Origin of the sequence: Levilactobacillus brevis (genome assembly GCA_021383565.1) — a bacterium.
Classification (GTDB): Bacteria; Bacillota; Bacilli; order Lactobacillales; family Lactobacillaceae; genus Levilactobacillus; species Levilactobacillus brevis_B.
Map to the genome: position 1 here is coordinate 1507643 of CP079699.1, position 19975 is coordinate 1527617.

Consider the following 19975-nt stretch of genomic DNA (forward strand, 5'->3'; position numbering starts at 1 on the left):
TTTAAAGATAGTAGAACCACTTCAAGAATTGCGCGAAGCTTTTCTTAAAATGCCTCCCCATAACTTACAACCCTGATTCTAAGCGATGAATATATATTATTCGTAGCAATCGTGTAAATTTTCGGTAAATGTTGCCAAATTCGCTATAAATTCATTTATATTACGGTAGTTAAGCCCCAAACACGATAATTAACTTAATCTGTGACGTTAATTGCGTCTACTCCCGAAATTGGCTAGAATTAGGGGTAAGAGGTGACCAGCAGTGGCAAATAAAAGTGAAAGAAAAGCACGGCACGCCATGATCGTTGATATGAACGATTTTCTGATGGATTACGCAGCAGCTAAATTGGGAGCAAAAGCCGATTTAGCCCAACAAGTGGCGACAGCCGGTAAGAACGACCTGAGTGGCTTGGACGATTTATTCAAGGATAACGGCGTCGGCCGCCGAACCAAGTATCTCGACCTCGCTTCCGGCTTCCTAAGAGACGAAGCGGATGCTGAAGGCGACACAGCTTCTACGGACTTCGATGCCCAAATTAAGGCAATGGGCCAGGAAGCCATCGACTACCTCGGCAGCCATCCCCAAGAATTCAACCGTTGGGAAGAAGCTTAAACACCAATACCGTTAGCGCGGTGACTTTAGAAAGTCACGCCGCTAACGGTATTTTTTCGTTCATATTATCTTGACGTTCATCAAAGGTGGGGTGAAACCCTCTAAGTAGATGCTTCGAGTACCATCGGAAACAAAAAAGGCCGGAAAATCACTTCCGACCGATACATCCTATTTCTCTCTTCGGTAAACAACCGAAGCAGTTACTTCCAATCCCACAAATCTGCCTTCATATTTGTCCCAATAATCTGTGTTAACAAATCAATAAACTGATCGGGCATGTACTTGGTCGTGTCCAACTGGGTCGGCTGATCGTTGACCCGGGTAATGACCAATCCCGAGTGTTCCAAATATAGCCCGTACTTGGGCGCAATTTCACATAATCTTGCTACTTGTTCTTCACTCACCGCTAAGTCTCCTCGAAAAAATCACTTAACTTGAGCTTAGCGAATCAGCACCGGCGCGTCAAGCGGCTAGTAGCAACACTTATCCGCGGCCAATTGTTGATGAATGGCGCCCGCCAATAGTGCCTCGTCTGGGCCCTCGGCTACCACGCGAACGTAGTGGCCCGCGTAGTCCATCAGCCCGGCGATCTCGTCTTGTCGGCTCGGGTCAATCTCGACATCACGAATCTTGATGGTCACCTTACCCGTGTGCTTGCGACAGATCTTTTCAAATGCAGCGGCCTCGTCAACGGTTGGTAGTTCTTCGAATAATGAGAATCCAATTGTCTTCATCGTGATCACCTCTTACTTCTATTGTAAGCGATTACATATGAAAAGCCAAGACTTTTACAATTATTTCACAAGCATTAAATCTCTTCCGAACACGCGTTCAAAGTCGGTCCAAAGTATGGTATGCTTATTGCCAGAAATGGAGGCGATGTGGGTTTGCCAATTAAATTAGGCGTCCGTGAATTGGTTGAATTCACCTTACGAACCGGTGACTTGGGTAGCACCAGCAACAGCCAAAACACGGCATTATTGGGCGCACGCATTCACCGTCGCCTGCAAAAACAGCGCGGAGAAAATTACCAAAAAGAATATTATCTCGACAAGCACCTAACCTTAAATGGTGAGGACTACCTCCTGCATGGCCGAGCCGATGGCGTCACATTGACCGAAGCCGCCGCCAGTATCGAAGAGATTAAAACCTCGGAGACCGTCTTTGATCAGCTAAGCGACAACACACTGACGCTCTACTGGGGCCAGGTCAAGCTGTACGCCTACCTCCTAATGGAGAAGGAGACCGACCTCGACGACGTGACCCTCACCCTGACGTACTTTCAGACCAACACCGAGACCATGACGCAAACCGAACAGGTCATCACGCGCCAAGCCGCCAAGGACTTCTTCGATCAGGTCATCGCCGAGTACGTCACCTGGCTAAAATTCCGCTCCGACCTACGCGAACGGCGTGACCCAACCATCCAGCAACTCACTTTCCCCTTCGACCACTACCGGCCGGGTCAACGCGAGCTCGCTGTGGCGGTTTACAAGACCATTTTAACCAGCAAACGCCTCTTCGCCGAAGCCCCAACTGGGACGGGAAAGACGATATCCACCCTCTTTCCGACCATCAAGGCCATTGGTGAGCGCGTTATCCAACGGATCTTCTATCTCACAGCCAAACAGAGCACGCGTACCGTGGCCGAAGAAGCCATCACGCTCATGGCCAGTCAGGGACTGAAGCTCAAGAGCATCACGTTGACGGCCAAGGACAAGATTCAATTCCCCGAGGAGGCCGACCTCCAACCCGACGAGAATCCCTACATGCTGGGCTACTACGACCGATTAAAGCCGGCTTTGCTCGACCTCATCCAGCACAACGACCAACTGACCCGACCGGTGATTGAACAGTACGCGCGCAAACACACCCTCGATCCGTTTGAATTCCAACTGGACGCGAGCCTCTTTTGTGATGTCATCATCGGCGACTACAACTACCTGTTTGACCCCCAAGTCCACCTCCAACGCTTCTTCACCGCCGAGGACCCCGACAACTTCTTTTTGATCGATGAAGCCCACAACTTGGTCAGCCGGTCACGGGAAATGTACTCCGCCGACTTGACCAGCCGACCGCTAGACCGGTTGATCGACCAAAGCCGTGACCTCGCGCAGGCCACGCCCAAGTTACGGCGCCGCCTGCAAGACCTGCGGGCCACCTTTGACGATATCGTGGCCCCCCTGCTTCAGGACGGCCGAACTGACAGCACCTTCCTAACGCCACCCGAGGACTTCAACCACGACTTGGGGCGCCTCGTGGAAGCCATCCACGACTGGTTGGTCGATCAACCGCAGACGCCCTTTACCCAGAGTATCCTGGACTATTACTTCGCGGCCATTAGCTATCAACGTATCGGTGAGTATTACGATGACACCTACCGCATGCGCTTGGCGGTCGCCGACGGGAATATTACGATCAAACAACTCTGCCTGGACCCGAGTGCCTTTCTGGCCGATAGCCTCGCGCTGGGCCACGGCGCCGTCCTGTTCTCGGCCACCCTGTCGCCGATGAGCTACTACCAAACGGTATTGGGAGGCGACGAAGACAGTCTGGCCTATCGCCTCGATTCGCCGTTTGAACCCGAGCACCAAGCTATTCTGGTCACCAACTACATTCAGACCACCTATAAGCAACGCAACGCCAACCTAGCCAACATTCTGCTGGCCATCAAGACACTGGTCGATGGTAAGGTCGGTAATTATCTTATCTTTCTGCCATCCTACAGCTACCTACTCGATGTCACCCAGGCCTTTCAGCTGGCCTACCCCCACGTCAAGACCGTGATTCAGCAGGCCCAAATGGCCGAGGCGGACCGCACCGCCTTTCTGGCCAATTTCCAGCCCAATCCCAGTAAAACTCTGGTGGGCTTTGCCTTACTGGGAGGAATCTTTTCCGAGGGAATCGACCTCAAGGCGGACCGGCTGATTGGCGTCGGCGTCGTCAGCGTGGGCCTACCGGGGATCAACCCGGAGACCGACCTGATCCGCGACTACTTTGACGTGCAGTCGCACCAGGGATTTGCCTTTGCCTACCAGCTTCCCGGCCTGAACAACGTCTTTCAGGCGGCCGGTCGGCTGATTCGAGGGGCCAAGGACGTGGGCATTATTCTGTTGATGGACCAACGCTTCGCCAGCCCCCGCTACACCAATCTGTATCCACGGCACTGGCAACATTTCCGCCGACTCTACCGGCCCGAACAACTGACGGCCGCCGTTCACAATTTCTGGCAACAGGAGGAATCACCATCATGAAGACTAAGCTCACTCTCGCGTTAGAAAAAACGCTGTATTACTACTGCCGAGAAACCGGCGCCTCCCCCGTTGAAGAGGTCACGATGCCCGATGACGCGGGCATTGTCGATACCCTCAGCTACCAGGAAATGCCCGATTTGTCGGTTGAATGGCGTTGCTATGAACTGAAAGTCACCAAATCCGACTTCCATTCTAAGGCTAAATTATCCTTTGTCGGTCACTACAACTACTTCGTCCTGCCGCTCAAGCTTTATCAGACGGTCGCCGACGAGATTCCGGCCGGCATTGGGGTTTTAATCTATCGACCATTTGACAAGACCATGCTGGCGATGGCGACCGAAGCCCCCGTCGCACCGGGATATCTGACCGTAGCGCGACCACCTCGCCGGCAAGCTCTTCAGGTACCCGAGCAACAGTTGACGTCGCGCTTCATCGCGTCACAGGCCCGTGAGGTCAATAAGGCCAAACAAATGGCGACCGGCCTCAAACAATACGGGACCGATCGCCTCTATCAGGAACTGAAGAAACGCCATCAACACTACGATATCTATGACCCGGACAGCAACTTCTACGATCAATTCATCGCGGACACCCAGTCCACCGCCGTCACCGCCCTGCAAGGCGAGGTCGATGCGCTAAATCTCGAAGTCTACCAGCTACAGCAACAGTTAAAGGAGCGCTCATGATTTACTTTCCCTACTTTCGCGGACGACAGTATGACCTGCAGGCGCTAAAGGCCGTCGCCCAGCAACAGATTCTCCCCGCCAACATCATCCCCATCATTGAACCCGTTCGGGATATCCGGGGACTTCCTCAGACCATCGCGGCTTTCGTCGAGCACGACCAATCAGTCGCCGTCATCGCCAATCCCACCGTCAGCGATTACGCTCTGACCCAACAGAAACTGTATGACTGGCAATCGTACCGGGACAATCCACACTTGATCGTCGGCCACATCTTGACGCCCACCCTGATTCCGGAAACCTTGCGGGCACCAGCAGGACACCAAACATTACTGGTCGCCCGCCAATACGACGAGCTCCAAGCGGCAAGTCAGGCCGGCTGGTTGACGGCGCCCGACTACCTTTTGGTTCCACCGGAAGCCCGGATTCGCCAGCTTCTTCACCGCCCAACGGTCCGCCTCTTCGACCACGCTTGGTTTCCCGAACACGATCGAAGCTACGCCGACATCACCGACGGCTTCTTCAGCGATGATTGGTCTCTGGCCGAGCTGTACGGTGACGTTGGCTTTAGCGACTACACCATCGGTGGCGGCCACTATAGCGAGCATGGCTATCCGTCCCGGGCGGTTACGCTCCACCTGACCTATTTTCGTGGCGACCAGTTGCGGATTCACCGCTTCGTTTCCACGGACCGTGAGGACTTCAAGCACCCCAAAGAAAAATTTTTCCAAGCCGTGGCGCAACTAGCTGACTGGCTCCCGCAACAACCGATCGCTACCCAAACCTCTGCCGCCAAACAACTGGCAGCATATCACGACCAGCATCATTTCCCGGGATTGGGCGTGGTGAAACGTTTGAGCTTGGAACATCACTTGCAGGTGATGGCGGCGTACTTTAAGGCGAATTTTCCCGTTAAAAAATGAGCTCGGCGTTGATCCCAGCTCATTTTTTATGTGATTTTATTTTTTTATACTAGAGGTTGAATGTTCGCGAACACCCCCTAGTTCCTAGATGGCAAGGTTTATCGCTATTAAACGAGCTATCAACGCCACCTGCGGCTGCCAGAAATTCCAGCGCTGTGGGGACCGCCTGCGGCTGCCAGAAATTCCAGCGCTGTGGGGACCGCCTGCGGCCTGAGAAACAGTCCTTCGGCTCGGTTTGAAGCCTAGCAAAATCCGCTAGTCTCCAAACACGTCCCGCGCTGTAAGCTGACTCGGAACGTCGGCTAACACCACTGTCACGGCTACCTCCATCTCTGGCCGCCTCCGGTTACGCTGATTGAAAGCCAATAAACACATGGTGACATCACTGGTGTGACAACGTTCGTTCAGTGTAATTGGACACCCCTCATGTAGCCGTGAGTGAGTCAAATTTGGTCTCAGCCGTGGGATTTTCCAAGTGGGTTGCTTGGAAAATGGCGTCTTTGAGACGCGGGTTGACGGCTCAAAGCGAGGGAAAAGACCGCCCTTTGGCTTTTCCCGGTCCTGCCCACAGCGATCCAGACCAAATTTGGCGAACGGCAAGGCGGCCAGCACGCAACTAGCATATTATAATGGGTGCTATCCTTATCACACTATGGATTCTAGCTGTTTTATAGCCTTCAAACTTTAGTTCTATAGACGAAACGTGCGGAGCAAGGCAGATCCCTGCGCTTAACCCCATTAAGGCCAAAATCCAAACCCGGGATTTTAACCTTAATGACGTTAATGCTCAGGATCTAAACGCCTTGCTCCGCACTCTTTTTTATTTAACCGGCACCACGCAAACACCCTCTGGTACCATGAAGTCCTTTTGAACCATCGTTAATTTACCGCTGTCCGCGTCACGCTGATATAACGTTGCGTTGTCGGAGTTTTGGTTCACCACGATGACCAAGCTTTCGTCCGCGTTCCAGTTGAAGTCCCGTGGGAAGTCGCCTTCCGTGGAAATCCGTTGCACCGTGGTCAGCTTGCCTGCATCATCGGCCGCGAAGACCGTGATAGAGTTGTGCCCCCGGTTGGAAACGTAAACGAAACGGCCGTCACTGCTCAACCGAATTGCCGCAGAACCGTTGTGCGCCGTCCAGTCATCTGGAATGGTGTGACTGATTTGCTTAACCGTTAATTTACCGGCAGTGGCATCGTAGTCCAACGTGGCCACATTACTGCTTAATTCACCGACCAGATAAGCCACACTCTTCTTGGCATCGAACACGATGTGCCGTGGACCGTAACCGGCTGGCAGGTCGACGTGACTGACGGCGGTCAATTTACCAGCCGCCGATACATCATAAATGTAGACCTTGTCCGTCCCCAAGTCACAAACGACCAACCGGTTGTCCGGCGTCAAGTTAGCGAAATGTGGGTGGGCCCCATCGGCTTGTTCCGGTGCTGGTCCGACTGGATCGTCATCATGAATCTCATCGGTTTCCGTCAAGGTTCCATCGTCAGCGATAGCATAGACGTCGACCAGGCCCTTGTGGTAGTTGGCCGTGTAGATTAATTGCCGCGCCTCATCAACCGCAACGTAGGCCGGTGAAGAACCGTGTTCCAGCACCTGTTGAATGGCCCGTGGTTTTTCTTCAGAAACATCGTAGATAATCAACCCACCTTGGGTCTGGCCATCCGTTTCCTTCTTGTTGATGACGTACAGGCGCTTAGCAGCGGCCTTGGCAATATAAGTTGGGCTCCCAGCAGAAGCTAACCATTCACAATTCGTTAACTGTGGCATCTTGGTATCCAGGCTCACCCGGTAAATGCCGCGACTGATTCGCTTGGTGTAAGTCCCAATATAAAAATCTTCCGTCATATGTGCTACCCCTTTCAACTTACCAATATCTAGTTTAAGTATAGCACAGCTCAGCCAACAACACCTGTGAAGTCACTGGTAACGGCACCGATTTATCTGTACAATAGGGATAAATCGTTTTAAGAAAGGAATCACCGTCCATGTCAAGCTTTGAGGGTTACCACCCGTTACTCACACCGAAGTTTCGGTTCGACTGGCTTACCCGCTTTAAATTAAAAAATGTTGCCGACCTCACTCACCGCGATCTCGCCGAAACTGCCGACTGGATCAACAATACCATGCGTTCTACCATGAAACGATCCACCCTCACTTGGGGGATCGAACGGCGGCAGACCCACAAGTTGGTGGGCTGGGGCGGCTTCTTGGAATTAGATCTGCCCGCCCATACGGGTCACGCCGGTCTAGCTGGCAAAACACTGCCCGCTAGCGAACAACAGGAAATCGTAGATCGTCTCGTCAGCTTCGGTCGCGATGAACTCCAACTGACCGAATTGAAATTAACACCGTCCGCGCGATTAGACGAGGCGGTACTTGCGGCGGCAGGGTTTACTGCCGATGACACCGGTCACGACTGGACCTGGCGCTTACACAACTAATATCGCCATCTGGTAGCTACTCATGATTACCATCTATCAATACACCAGCAAAAAGCCTTTGCATCGCCAAATATTGGCGGTACAAAGGCTTTTCTACGTTCTCTTTGCTACAGGCTGACGACTGCTTGCTAACGGTCAGGCTTCCAGCCAACGGAAATCTCCCAACAATATTAGCCGCACTTAACATCAGCCATCCCCTTAATCCTCTTCCGTTACCCGTTGATTGAGCTCACGGGCAATGGCGAAAGATTCACTCCGATAAGCATCGTGGACCCCGAGATAGTAACAGGCCAGACTGCCCAGTGCGACCACCAGGAAGTCCAGCGGATAGGCCAACTGGCCGACCCCGCCGAACTGAGTACTCCCCGCATAAGACATCACGGTGAGCCAGATCATTTCGGCTAACAGCCAGCGGCTTCCCTTGAGACTTGCCCGTAAGGCCCGCCATCCCGCTGGTTGTCGAATTTCGTAATAAATGTAGCATAGCAGTCCCAGGGCAATGACCCCAAAGACCTCGACCGTGGTCGGCCACTTCGCCCAGTAGATAGCGAGGCTCGCCAGCACATAGGCCAGTGGTGCCCACACCCGGACGCCGTGAAGTCGGAACGGCCGACTGAAGTCACGGCCTTGGTGTCGCAGTGCCATCACCGTAACGGGACCCGTCAGGTAAGCGATTAATGTCGACGTGGAAATTACGTTGGACAAGGCACTCCAGTTTCGGAAACCCGCGACCAAGAGAACCCCCAGCAACATGTCCACGACCATGGCGCGCCGTGGCGTTTGGTACTTCCGGTTGATTTCACCCAATCGCGTCGGAACGTGCTTGGTCCCGGTCATAGCGGCCAGCGTACGACTGGTCGTCGCCACGAATGAAACCCCGGTCCCAAATGGGGAGACGAAGGCGTCCAAATACAGTAACGTCGACAACCAGCCCAGATTCAGCAGAATGGCGATATCGGCAAATGGCGACTGGAAGTTGACGCCCTGCCAGCCGTGAGCCAGCATGGTCGTTGGCACAGCCCCAATGAAGGCCACCTGTAGCATCGTGTAAATTACGGTACTAATACCAAAGGCAATGACGATTCCCCAGAGAATGTTCCGTTCTGGGTGGTCAATTTCATTTCCCATATTAATCGTGGTCTGAAAAGCATTGTACGAGAAGATAATCCCCGCAGCCGTCGTCGCCGAGAAGATTGCCGCACTCCCGTTAGGCATGAAGCCCGCGGTGTGGGCAAAGTTGCCGGAATCAAACCCGGTCGCCAACAACACAATAATCGTCAGCGTGGGAATCACTAATTTAAAGACGGCAATAAAACTGGTAAATCGCGTCAACAACTTGACGGACCAGAAATTCAATAGCGTAAACGCCAAAATAAACAGAAAAACAATCAGTAATCCTTGATTGGTAATGTTTCCATCCTTCAGGAAACCCCTGGTCCAGTTTGCCCAGGCCCAGGGCCACGAACTCATGTATTGGACGGCGGCCACCGCTTCAATCGGAATGATCGTCAGTAACGATAGCCAGTTCGACCAACCAGCCACAAACCCTAGTAGTGGGCCGTGGGAGAAGGCCGCATACTGGCTCATCCCCCCGCTGGTCGGGAACATTGTCCCAAGTTCAATGTAATTTAATGCAATCAGGCCGATGACAACGGCCCCTAAAATCCAAGATAGGACAGCGGCCGGACCGGCGATCTGGGCAGCCATTCCTGCCCCAAACAACCAACCTGAACCGATGATGGCACTCAGCGTTAGCATGACTAGTGAAAATAAACTCATCTTGCGCTTCAACCAAATTCCTCACTTTCAAAAAAGATATTGGCCCATTGTACACTAGGAATCTGGCAATGCGCTAAGAAAGCAGCGATATTTCACTTAGAAGAGTTGACCGACGTAGTAGTGAATAAGCATGGTAATAATCCCGACAATTACGTTACGGATAATCGCGGTGCGGACCAATCCGTGGCCTAATTTAGCACTCAGAAATCCCGTCAACGTAACCGACAGTAACACGGCGATAATGGTTGCCGGCCACTGCCAAGCCGTTGAGAAGAGACTCATGGCAATCAGTGGGAAGGCGCCCCCCAGCGATGCCGCAATCAGGGAAGAAAAAGCCGCGTTCCAGGGATTCATGTAGTGTCCCAGCTGAATGTCTTCCTTGACGTTAACCACCGTTGCCAAGGCATCCTTATGCATTAAATCTTGGGCAATCGCCAGAGAAGTCTCGGCAGAAACCCCCCGCTCCTCGTAAAACTTCTGAACGGCGGCCTCTTGGTCGGAGTAGTGACTCTTGAGTAACGCCGCTTCTTGGTCCACGGCTGCCCTTTCCGTATCCTTTTGCGTGCTGACGGAGGCGTACTCTCCCGACGCCATCGAGAAGGCGCAGGCCAACAGGTCCGACAGGCCGGCAATAAAAATCGTAAATTGATTGTTGGTTGCGGCGGCGACACTGAACAATACCCCCACGACGGTTAGAATGCCATCGTTGGACCCTAACACACCGGCCCGCAACGTATTTAACTTTTCAGCCATCGTTTGTTGTTTCTTTTGCTTCTTAATCTGTACTTCTTCATTAGCTGCCATTGCTGTAGCCTCCCTCTAAGCGAATAGACTTCCGATGCCATACGTCACCAACATCGTTAAAATTCCCGCAATCACGTTTCGTCTCGTCCCGTTGCGCCGGTTGGCATTACCCAGAACAGCTGCCACGTAACCGGTAATCGACAAGGCAATAATGACGGCGATAAAGGTACCGAGAATTCGCCATTTCGCCGGCAATAAGGTAATGGACACTAGTGGCAGAATCGACCCGGTTGGAAATGAAATCATCGACGCAATCGCAGCTGCATACGGATTCGTATACTCCCCGACGTTAAAATCAAACCGTTCACGGACGGTGGTCTTTAATGGATCTTCACTCATCATTTCCTTGGCCGCCTGATCAGCCAACTCCGGTCGAATACCGCTGGCCAGATACTTATCGCGCACAAAGGCAAGCTCACCGTCGTAATCATCATCCAAGGCCACGGTCTGCGTCTCGATCGCCTTGCGTTGGGCATCCTTCTCGGCGTTAACGGAGACATACTCCCCCATCGCCATGGAGACCGTCCCGGCGATCATGCCGGCAATCCCGGAAATAAAGATGGCAAAACTACTGGTGGCCGCACCAGCCACTCCAACAACGATCCCGGCGACGGAAAGAATCCCATCGTTGGCGCCCATAACGCTAGCCCGCAAAACGTTGATTCGTTGGGCCAACGTGGCCTTTTTCTTCTCTTTTCTCATACTATCTACCCCCGATTATGTCCGTCTTCCATCTTAACACTCTTACAAATAAAAGTTAGGTGACACAAACTAAATAATGATACGTTTCTAACTAGCCGGTCATTCGTCATGATTAACGGCTCCCCCGCCACCCATCACGGTGAAATTGTGGTATCCTTTTTAAATGCACATCATGGTTGGGCCAACCACTACTTTTGGCGGTCATTACCGCTAGATTAGAATCATTATTATCTGCTAACGAATCCATTGTACTCACATTGTCGTCAAAAGTAAACTCTAAAAAACGCGAATATTTAATTTAGCACGCGGTTTGGTCTCGCGAGGCAAGAAACTGGAAGTATTGTCAAAATGTGGTTTAATAGAGGCAAACTAGATTGATTATAAATTATCTTGGTCGATAGTACGACCAATTGACTAAAACAAAAACAAACAAAAGGAGGGTTCACCTTGGCAAATCAGCAACAACTTTTAAAACAGGCCCTGCAGACCTTGAAGGATCACCACGTCCGGGTCACCCCGCAACGGCAAATTATTTTGACTTATTTGGTGACCCACCACAACCACCCTTCGGTCGACACCATCTTTAACGCGCTCGCCAGCCAGCTGCCCAATCTCAGCATGGCTACGGTCTACAATACATTGAATCTCTTGGTGGATCTGGGCGTCGTCATTGAATTGCCGAATGATAACGGTGGCCTGCGCTATGACTTTTACGGCCGACCACACTACCACGTTATTTGTGAAAACTGTGGAAAAATCACGGATGTCTTCGCTCCCGACTTTCCAGAGATTGAGCGCCAACTCAACCAGGAAGCGGCGGATCAGACCGGCTACCTTATCACCAGTAACCACGTTGAAGTCTATGGTCTCTGCCCCGAGTGTCAGCAGAAGCTCCACATCGATCCGAAGCGGCAAAATTGGACGGCGGATACCCAGAAACCGCTGTCATAGCAATATTACAGCCACATTACAGGTGTCGTTAACTTTTAATGTATTTGCAAACACGCTAAACAAATCCCGTCAGTATCGTTATTAACCCCGTAATATTACGGGGAAACGCCGGTCTGACGGTTGTCGTGGTGGCCGATAATGTATATAGTTGATAACGAAGAATATCGACTGAGCGGCCTGAAAAGGGTCGTGTACGAATAAAAAAGATTTGAGGGATGATCAGGGTGAAGATGCATAAAGTAGTATTGACCGCACTGGCCGCCTTAGGGGTTGTTGGCATTCTCGGTGTCACCAACACGACTACGGCTAACGCGAGTTCTAAAGTGAACAATTATATTAGTAGCAAAAATATCAAGCCAGCTAAAATTACCAAGTCCATTTGGAGTGGTTTTCCAAAGAATAAATACCGGCATGGTAAGGCTAAGCCTGAAGGGGTCGTCGTTCACGAAACGGCCAATCCATCTTCAACCATCTACAACGAAATTGCCTATATGAAGCGTAACTACAACAACGCCTTCGTCCACAGTTTCGTTGACGGTTCGCGGATCATCAACATTGCCAATACCGACTACTTGGCTTGGGGGGTCGGCTTCCCTGGGAACGCCCGCTTCGTTCAATTCGAACAAGTGGAAGTTCACAGCAAGTCCGCTTTCGCCCACGAAATTGCCAACGCGGCTTGGTACACGGCCTACCTTTTAAACGAATACAACTTAAAGCCTAACGATGCCGCTTATGACGGTAAGGGGACGGTTTGGTCCCACGGGTCCGTTGCTTCTCACCTGGGCGGATCATCACACACCGACCCAGTTGGCTACTACTCTACCACGGGTAAGAAGTACTTTGGTCAGAAATACACGATGGCGGCCTTCTACCAGATGGTTAAGAAGTACTACAACGCCATGAATGTTAAGCACACCAAGTTGGTTAGCGCCACTTACAAGTCTGTCAACAAGGAAGCCAAGTTGAGCAGCAAGTACACTAAGTACTACCTGTACAACCACGTTAAAGGTGCCAACAAGAACGCCAAGCGTCAAAGTTGGTCCAAGATTGCTCCTAAGGTTGGTAAGAGTTACGTCGTTGATATGACGGCCAAGAAGAGCAATGGGTCCATGTGGTACCGGATCAAGCCTTCTAAGAACACCACCAGCAAGACGCGTTACTGGGTCTACTCTGGTAACTTGACCAACATCAAGGATATCGAAACGGCCACGGCAACCAGCACGAGTGTGAGTGCCGCTGCCACCTCATCATCCGCTTCATCTGCTAGTGACACCGCAACTTCAAGCGCTTCTAGCAGCAACTAAATTTGATTTAAACCGAACACGACTGGATTGAATTTCCGGTCGTGTTTTTTTACGGCTCTGTAGGCGAATCCGCCCCTGCGCGCTATAATTAAAATTAACCAGCGGACGGGGAGGCTATTTACAATGACTAATAAACGGGGATGGAAAATCGGCGCCATATTCATGGTTCTGGGACTCGCGGGTGGCCTGGGATGGTTCGTCAGTCAACACCAGCAGGCCCATGCGATAGCAGCAACCACCGTGTCGTCCAGTCTGATTCGGCGCCAAAAAGTCCAGTCCCGCACTCACCGCCAGCTACAGAATCTGCGCGCTAAGGTGGGGACCCTGCGGCGAATCGCGCCCAACGACCGGCACATCGCCTACCACCTCACCAAGCACACTCGAATCTACGACGAACTGTTAGACCGGGAGCGACCGAGCCGGCTTAACAATGCCGCCTACGTTACCTATGATGATCACAACGAACGCTACAATTTTATGGCTATTCGCACGTATTACGGCAGTAAGCAAACGCTGGTGGCCGTTCGTATTTACGACCTCTATAACACCTTCAAGCCGTGGCGTGCACCTAATTTTTATCAAGTCAGCACGAACGACTTCGACGACCCCGCCATCACGGGTTACGTGCGCCTGCAGGATCTGCACCGCATCAACCCGGTGCGCTCGCAGAAAACGCTCAATCACGTGCCCTACTACCTCAACCAGTTTGATGGTCGAAACGTCCCCAATAACTATAAGATGACGACCATGCGGGTCTGGAACGCCATCCCCGGCACTAAGCCTAACGTGACCGGTGGCGATGTCAGTCACCTCATGTATCAACAGCTCTACGCCACCAAGGAAGCCACTAACAATCAGGGGCGGACTTACGTCTACCTTCACAACACCGCCGGTCCGGTCGGCTGGGTGCGGAAGAGCTTTCAGCTCACGCAGGGACGCTTCGTTCAACCAGCGAAGGCCCTCCTGCACGCCAAGGCCACGGATACGGTGCGCTTACAGGTTCAGCCGGTCAAGACCCAACACGGCTACCACTACGCGCAACGGACGTACAATCTCTACCGGCATCACCACTGGATTCGTACGCTCACCATGAGCTATTTGCACTCCCCGACCGTCTTTGAGATTACGCACGACAAGGTGACGGCCGTTAAATTCTACGACCACCACAACCGCCTCATCCAGCAGGCGCACAATACTCACGGTCTCCACCACACGATTCAAACACACCCCAAGGCCCACACGTTGGATTGGGAAAATGATACCGCCCGCGTCGTAACCTTTAACCGCCAGCACCAATCTGGGCGCGACCTCTTCTCCATTCAAGATGGCGACCCAGACCCCGAAGACACCTATGGCACCATCACCGTTAATCGCCACGGGCAAGCCACCATGCGCAGTTCGGGCATGGCTTCGCTGGAATAATAATGCTAAAAATAGCCTTTCCGCTTAACCACTCTGGGTTAACTGGAAAGGCTGCTTTGATTTAATAGCTGCAGGTTGAATGCTAGAAAACGGCTAGAATCCGTAATGTGACAAGGATAACATCCATCATCATATGATAGTCACGTACTGGCCGCCTTACCATTCACCAAATTTGGTCTGGAACGCAGTGGGGCGGCCGGGAAAAGCCCAAACCGCTTAACCCCTTTCATTCCAAGCGATCATGGTCTTTCTGGGCCTTGGTCGTTCGACGTCGCTTACCGGCTACCGCGCGCGTCATGACCCACGCCGTAATCGGGACGGTTAGGATGACACTGACCATAGCGAACAGAATCATCAAGATTTCTGAGACAAAGATCTTATCATTTAGAATTTCGCCAAAAGAATAGTGCACGCCGGTAAACCAGATGAAGAGGGCAAGAAAACCTCCGAAGAAGCCGAAGAACAGCGTGTTGAAGGTTGTCCCGATGATCTGCTTGCCCACGGCGATACCGTCCCCTAGCAGGGCCTTAGGCGTCACTTGCGGGTGCTGCTCGAGGATTTCACTGAGGCCAGCCGCAATGGCCATAGCGGCCTCCGCAATGGCCCCCAGCGTGCTGAGAATGGCCGTAGCGGTCGTCACCTGAATAAAACTAATGCCGACCAGAACCGATAAGCCCTCCAAGTCTTCACTATCCTCCGGACCAAATCCCTGAACCAGCGCCCAGTGCTCCACCGGGACGATCAACAGCACTAAAATGACGAGAACGGCTGCCGAAGCCAGAAAAGCCACCGTACTGGACAGGTCATCCCCACTGCTCATGAAGATGGTCAACGCCAAGACTAACAGGCCGACCACCAGCGTTACCGGCAACGGCGGAAAATGAAAGGCCACCAGCACGATTGCCAAGAATAGCAGGCCAAAGTTCAAGAGGAGCGCCAGAAAAGACTGCAGCCCCGCCTTCCCTCCGACCAGAACCATCAAGATTAGGAGCACCAATCCCAAGACATTAATTGTACTCATGCACGCACCTTCTTTTCCATAAAACGGCTGGCGAGGTAGCTGGCCAACGGTACGGCCAACACGATGCCAATGCCACTAATCAAGCTTTGGACCACGCCCATCGACATGTTCATCGAGAAGGTATAGCCCCAACTATTTCCATTCTTCAGGTATAGCATTGCCATCGGAAAGGTGTCCGCCACGAAGATGAAGAAAAGGACGTTAATCAGCGGGCCCATAATGGTACTGCCAATCTGCCGACCAGACTTGAAGACTTGGCCCGCCGACAGCTCCGGCCGTTCGCGTTTCAACGCAAACAATGACGAGATAATATCGGTCGACTCATCCATAACAGCCCCCAGTGACCCCAGCAACGTTTCCGCCAAGAACAATGGTCGCGGTAGCTGCGTGACGTATTGCATGGACTCGTAGTACATCCCCTTCTCGTGGGTGAAATGAAAGACCAGTAGGGCCACGACAATTGAGAGCGCCGTTCCGCCTAGCGTGGTGGCCAGCGTAATCAGCATCTGCCGATTGGCGCCGATGACCAACCACAAGGTCAGCGCGGCGAAGACCACCGCCAGGCTACCGAAGATCCAGAGGACCCGGGCGCCCTGCGTTGACCCATTGAGGATAATGGCCATCAGGAACAGCACCCCATTGAGGGCCACACTCAGGAAGGCCATGAACCCGCTGAACTGCATGATGAGGAGCAATAGGCCGACAACTAACCACAGCATGAAGACCAACGGCGTGTCCCGCTTGGCATCCTTAGCCGTCGCGGTCAGTCCCGAGCGATGCTGATGGACCACCACGAAGAGTTGACTGCCCTTGCGATACCGTTGGTCCATGGCTCCCGACAGTGAATACGTGTTGGTGACCGTCAGCGTTTGCCCGCGATATTGACCATTGAGAATGTGCCCGCGCAGAACCTGTTTGGTCTGGCGATCCACGTTGTGAAAGTCATCCTCCTCGTGAGTGGCCGTCCCCGTCTGCACGCTCGTGACCTGCATGATGGGGTTCCGGTAGAGTCCCGCGTTGTGCTGCGTTCCCCATACCACTAGACCACCGATGAGAAGCACCAGTAGCCACAGGCCGAGTGTGACCTTTCTTTTCTTCACTAAACCTTGCATACTCCCGATCCCTTCTAACCTTTGACGCGTTGCATTCAATATACCACTTTCTGTGGTGGTGCCAGCGTCACGCTAAAAATTTTAACCAAATCACATGAATCGCCGTTCTAGCAACCCTACTAGGGGGTTAATTACCGGAGAATCCCTGGGGACCCTTGCAATTTGTGAGGATAAACGATAGAATGGTAGCCGATTGTTATTTTAATTAAGCGAGGGTTTTTACAATGAGAAAAGCACATCCAAATGGCGTTCAAGGCCGTCGGAAGGTTAACCGTAAAAAGGACCGGAAGCGGCGCGACGAAATTTCAGATTTACAACGTTGGTTAAAGAACAAAAAGTAAATCTGACGCCTATACCATAAAACGCACTGACAAGTTAATTGCCGGTGCGTTTTATTTTGCAGATTTTTTTAGACTAAAAAGGACTCGGCCAACGCCAAGTCCCCTGAATGACTTAATCAACGACTAACACACTCGTCTTGGAATTATGAACCACATAGCTCGTGGTTGACCCCATGATGGCCCGGCCCAGGCCGTGTGCCCCGGAACGCCCAATCACCGTCAAGTTCGTGTTGAGTTCTTCGGGCAAAGTCACGGCAATCGTCGGCTTCGGTAGACCGGTCTTGAACCGTGTTTCCACGGGCACACCGGCTTCCTTGACCTCTTCAACGGCAGTATCCAAGAATTTTGACGCCGCTTCCTTGAAATGCGTGACAATTTCACTGCCAAATTCCGCGCCGTAGTGGGCATAGGTTTGATCACTAGCGACGGAAACGATGAACAGCTTTGATCCCAGCTTTTGGGCCAATTTGGTTGCCTCCACCAGTGCTTTATGGGCGTTATTGCTCCCATCCATTGGTACTAAGATCCGTTCATACATCATATCCCGTCCTTTCCATATTAAACCATCAATGTGGTATCGCTTTCAACACCTTTATCATAGCAATAAACACCGCCCGTTGGAAGACAAATGCACAAATTTTCACGAGAATTTTAGGCTTCTGGGCAAATGTTTAGCCGATTCTCATTCTCGCTTTCCTCCCGGTTTGTGGTAAGATTAACCAAATAACTGAATTAGAAGGATGGTTTCCACAATCATGAAAAAGTTTTTACTGGGTGCCCTAGGCTTACTCGCGTTAACCCTAGCCGGCTGCTCGAATAATCACCTCACCACGAAGAAGTCCAGTTACCGGCCCACGGCGCTCACGGCGGTGGTCAAGGGAAACGCTAGCGCCAAACGCGTCAGCTACCAAATTGATAATGGGAAGAAGCAATCCGTCAAGGTCAACAGCGGCGCTTATTTCTTCCAAGTTCCCGCAGCCACCAAGGACCAAACCGTTAAAATCACGGCGGGGAGCGCGAAGAAGACCGTTACCGTCAAGAAGGTCAAGGCGCTGGGTACCTACAAGTCCCTAGCGGCCAAGTACAACCAGATGGTCACGGCTTCCTACCTGCCAACCAAGGTCCAAAAGCAATTGCAAGCGGCTCAAAAGAACCAAGCGGCAACCAAGAAAAAGTTAACGGCGCTGGCTAAGACCGACCCGGCCGCCGCAGCCGCTGCTGCTCAGCAACAACAAGCCGCCGCCAAGCAGTTACAGGCCGAGATGAACACGGCCAAGCGCAAGGCCAAAGATAGCTTGCTCCCCACCACCACTAAGGATGGTGTCAAGAATCTAACGACGACCAAGTACACCACAGTGCGGGCCAACGTTCAGGACGGCAAGTTAATGGGTCTAGCCATGATTACGCCAACCAAGCAGATGAAGACCAAGACGGGCCAGAAAAAGTTTGGCACGACTTTCGCCCTGCTAGGAACGACGTTGAAGGCTAAGCCGAAATACGTCATTAACAAGTTCGAAAAGGTCTTGAAGGACGCCAAGAAGAATAGTTCATCCACGACGACCAAGACAATTGAATCAAATGGGATTCGCTTCAACACCGGTTTCTCGACGGATCACCTCTACATCTACATGACGCAAGGCTAACGGATAATGGGGAGTGTCTCCGGCTGTCCGCCTTACCATTTGCCAAAATGACTCGGACTTTCTGTCGGGTCATTTTTTTACCGACTTAACTAACTGACTCTCCATCTCGTGGCCACTGTCATCTGTCGCGAAGCCCATTTAGATGGGCTTTCTTCGCCACTTCTTCGTTAATTCAAGGGAATGGTTAACGTATACCCTAAACCAGATAACAAACTGACTTACCCTAACGCATTCTCCCTAAGGGTAATCATTTTTATCCCCAGCAATCAGGTGGCATAATAACGGTATGCTGAGGTAGTGAATATTGGCTGTCATTCAGCATGGAAATGTTTGCTAAACCAGCTAGATTCGTTTTCAAGGGGGAGTTATTATGCAAAACGAAGAAAGAGTATTTGAAAATTTTCTACGGCAGTACCGCGAAATTTTTCGGGTGTTGATCAATGCGGCAGAACAGATTACCGGGCAGTACTCGGTTAGCTTCGAACAGTATTTATTGTTAAAGCAGATCCACGAACAACGGAATATTACGTTGAGTGAATTGGCCGATTCCACGCGGACTACGCGCTCGGCTGCGGCTCGGAAATTGCGGGCCCTGCTGCTGGATGGGTTCGTTGAACAGGAAGCCAAGATGGATGATCGGCGGGTGAAGTACCTGCGCTTGACCGATAAGGGGACCACCGTGGAACATGACATTCACCAAGCCTTTTTGCAGAGTGCAGAGACCTGGAACCAGATTCCAACCAGCTTAACTCCGGCAGATATTACCGACTTCTTTACCCAGTATCAACAAAACATTGCGGTCTGGGACCGGACACGACCAAAGTTCCAGCGGCCAATTCTCAATGCCAAGCGGCGGGTTGAATAACGCCGTGAATTGAAACCGTAAACATGGCTGGTTTCATCACGCATGGAACCACCCATTTCAAAAATAGCGGGAGTTGAATCGTGAGGTTCGGATCCCGT

19 protein-coding genes are annotated in these 19975 nt (G+C 51.9%); 10 read left to right on the plus strand and 9 right to left on the minus strand.

What is annotated here, in order from left to right; translation table 11 throughout:
* Window positions 1-262 precede the first annotated feature (262 nt).
* Window positions 263-613 carry a hypothetical protein gene (locus tag KB236_07060; protein UIF28312.1) on the plus strand — a complete coding sequence of 117 codons (351 nt, stop codon included), beginning with the start codon at window positions 263-265 and terminating at the stop codon, window positions 611-613.
* 200 nt (window positions 614-813) lie between these two features.
* Here the strand turns inward: KB236_07060 and KB236_07065 are convergent, their stop codons facing one another.
* Both KB236_07065 and KB236_07070 read right to left on the minus strand, forming a co-directional pair.
* Entirely contained in the window at window positions 814-1017 is a 204-nt protein-coding gene (locus tag KB236_07065) for a hypothetical protein (GenBank protein UIF28313.1), read from the minus strand.
* A 66-nt stretch (window positions 1018-1083) separates the two neighbouring features.
* Window positions 1084-1347 (minus strand): HPr family phosphocarrier protein, encoded by a 264-nt coding sequence (locus KB236_07070; protein ID UIF28314.1) that lies wholly within the window; start codon window positions 1345-1347, stop codon window positions 1084-1086.
* Between the two features lie 153 nt (window positions 1348-1500).
* On the opposite strand from KB236_07070, the gene KB236_07075 reads away from it, so the two are divergent.
* The 3 genes from KB236_07075 to KB236_07085 are packed head-to-tail and all read left to right on the plus strand — an operon-like array spanning window position 1501 to window position 5473.
* Window positions 1501-3867, plus strand: coding sequence for an ATP-dependent DNA helicase (locus KB236_07075; GenBank protein ID UIF28315.1), 2367 nt, complete (start codon window positions 1501-1503; stop codon window positions 3865-3867).
* Complete coding sequence (locus tag KB236_07080) at window positions 3864-4553, plus strand: hypothetical protein (GenBank protein ID UIF28316.1); 690 nt, start codon at window positions 3864-3866, stop codon at window positions 4551-4553. The genes KB236_07075 and KB236_07080 overlap by 4 nt, the downstream gene beginning before the upstream one ends.
* Entirely contained in the window at window positions 4550-5473 is a 924-nt protein-coding gene (locus tag KB236_07085) for a sce7725 family protein (protein UIF28317.1), read from the plus strand. The genes KB236_07080 and KB236_07085 overlap by 4 nt, the downstream gene beginning before the upstream one ends.
* Window positions 5474-6293: 820 nt before the next feature.
* Here the strand turns inward: KB236_07085 and KB236_07090 are convergent.
* A complete protein-coding gene (locus KB236_07090; protein UIF28318.1) occupies window positions 6294-7337 on the minus strand; it encodes a lactonase family protein in 1044 nt (347 codons plus the stop codon).
* A gap of 140 nt (window positions 7338-7477) precedes the next feature.
* Here KB236_07090 and KB236_07095 point away from each other — a divergent pair, with 140 nt between their 5' ends.
* A complete protein-coding gene (locus KB236_07095) occupies window positions 7478-7933 on the plus strand; it encodes a GNAT family N-acetyltransferase (GenBank protein UIF28319.1) in 456 nt (151 codons plus the stop codon).
* A gap of 198 nt (window positions 7934-8131) precedes the next feature.
* Here KB236_07095 and KB236_07100 read toward each other — a convergent pair whose 3' ends face one another.
* From KB236_07100 to KB236_07110, 3 genes are all read right to left on the minus strand, one after another.
* On the minus strand, window positions 8132-9724 hold the full coding sequence (locus KB236_07100) for an APC family permease (GenBank protein UIF28320.1): 1593 nt from the start codon (window positions 9722-9724) through the stop codon (window positions 8132-8134).
* Window positions 9725-9808: 84 nt separating this feature from the next.
* Window positions 9809-10516, minus strand: a complete 708-nt coding sequence (locus KB236_07105; protein ID UIF28321.1) for a VIT family protein — start codon at window positions 10514-10516, stop codon at window positions 9809-9811.
* Window positions 10517-10531: 15 nt separating this feature from the next.
* Window positions 10532-11218 carry a VIT family protein gene (locus tag KB236_07110; GenBank protein UIF28322.1) on the minus strand — a complete coding sequence of 229 codons (687 nt, stop codon included), beginning with the start codon at window positions 11216-11218 and terminating at the stop codon, window positions 10532-10534.
* A gap of 447 nt (window positions 11219-11665) precedes the next feature.
* Between KB236_07110 and KB236_07115 the strand changes: the two genes are divergently transcribed.
* The 3 genes from KB236_07115 (at window position 11666) to KB236_07125 (ending at window position 14895) form a co-directional block, all read left to right on the plus strand.
* Window positions 11666-12169, plus strand: a complete 504-nt coding sequence (locus KB236_07115; GenBank protein ID UIF28323.1) for a transcriptional repressor — start codon at window positions 11666-11668, stop codon at window positions 12167-12169.
* 230 nt (window positions 12170-12399) lie between these two features.
* Window positions 12400-13473, plus strand: a complete 1074-nt coding sequence (locus KB236_07120; protein ID UIF28324.1) for an N-acetylmuramoyl-L-alanine amidase — start codon at window positions 12400-12402, stop codon at window positions 13471-13473.
* A 123-nt stretch (window positions 13474-13596) separates the two neighbouring features.
* On the plus strand, window positions 13597-14895 hold the full coding sequence (locus KB236_07125) for an SH3-like domain-containing protein (GenBank protein UIF28325.1): 1299 nt from the start codon (window positions 13597-13599) through the stop codon (window positions 14893-14895).
* A 226-nt stretch (window positions 14896-15121) separates the two neighbouring features.
* Here the strand turns inward: KB236_07125 and KB236_07130 are convergent, their stop codons facing one another.
* The 3 genes from KB236_07130 to KB236_07140 form a co-directional block, all read right to left on the minus strand.
* Window positions 15122-15916 (minus strand): YibE/F family protein, encoded by a 795-nt coding sequence (locus KB236_07130; protein ID UIF28326.1) that lies wholly within the window; start codon window positions 15914-15916, stop codon window positions 15122-15124.
* The gene (locus KB236_07135; protein UIF28327.1) at window positions 15913-17028 is read right to left on the minus strand and encodes a YibE/F family protein; all 1116 of its coding nucleotides are present in this window, start codon (window positions 17026-17028) and stop codon (window positions 15913-15915) included. The genes KB236_07130 and KB236_07135 overlap by 4 nt, the downstream gene beginning before the upstream one ends.
* Window positions 17029-17481: 453 nt before the next feature.
* Window positions 17482-17907, minus strand: coding sequence for a universal stress protein (locus KB236_07140; protein UIF30317.1), 426 nt, complete (start codon window positions 17905-17907; stop codon window positions 17482-17484).
* 217 nt (window positions 17908-18124) lie between these two features.
* On the opposite strand from KB236_07140, the gene KB236_07145 reads away from it, so the two are divergent.
* Together KB236_07145 and KB236_07150 are read left to right on the plus strand one after the other, a co-directional pair.
* Window positions 18125-19012: a hypothetical protein gene (locus KB236_07145; protein UIF28328.1), complete on the plus strand. Its 888-nt coding sequence runs from the start codon at window positions 18125-18127 to the stop codon at window positions 19010-19012.
* A gap of 370 nt (window positions 19013-19382) precedes the next feature.
* Window positions 19383-19877 (plus strand): MarR family transcriptional regulator, encoded by a 495-nt coding sequence (locus KB236_07150; protein ID UIF28329.1) that lies wholly within the window; start codon window positions 19383-19385, stop codon window positions 19875-19877.
* Window positions 19878-19975 lie beyond the last annotated feature (98 nt).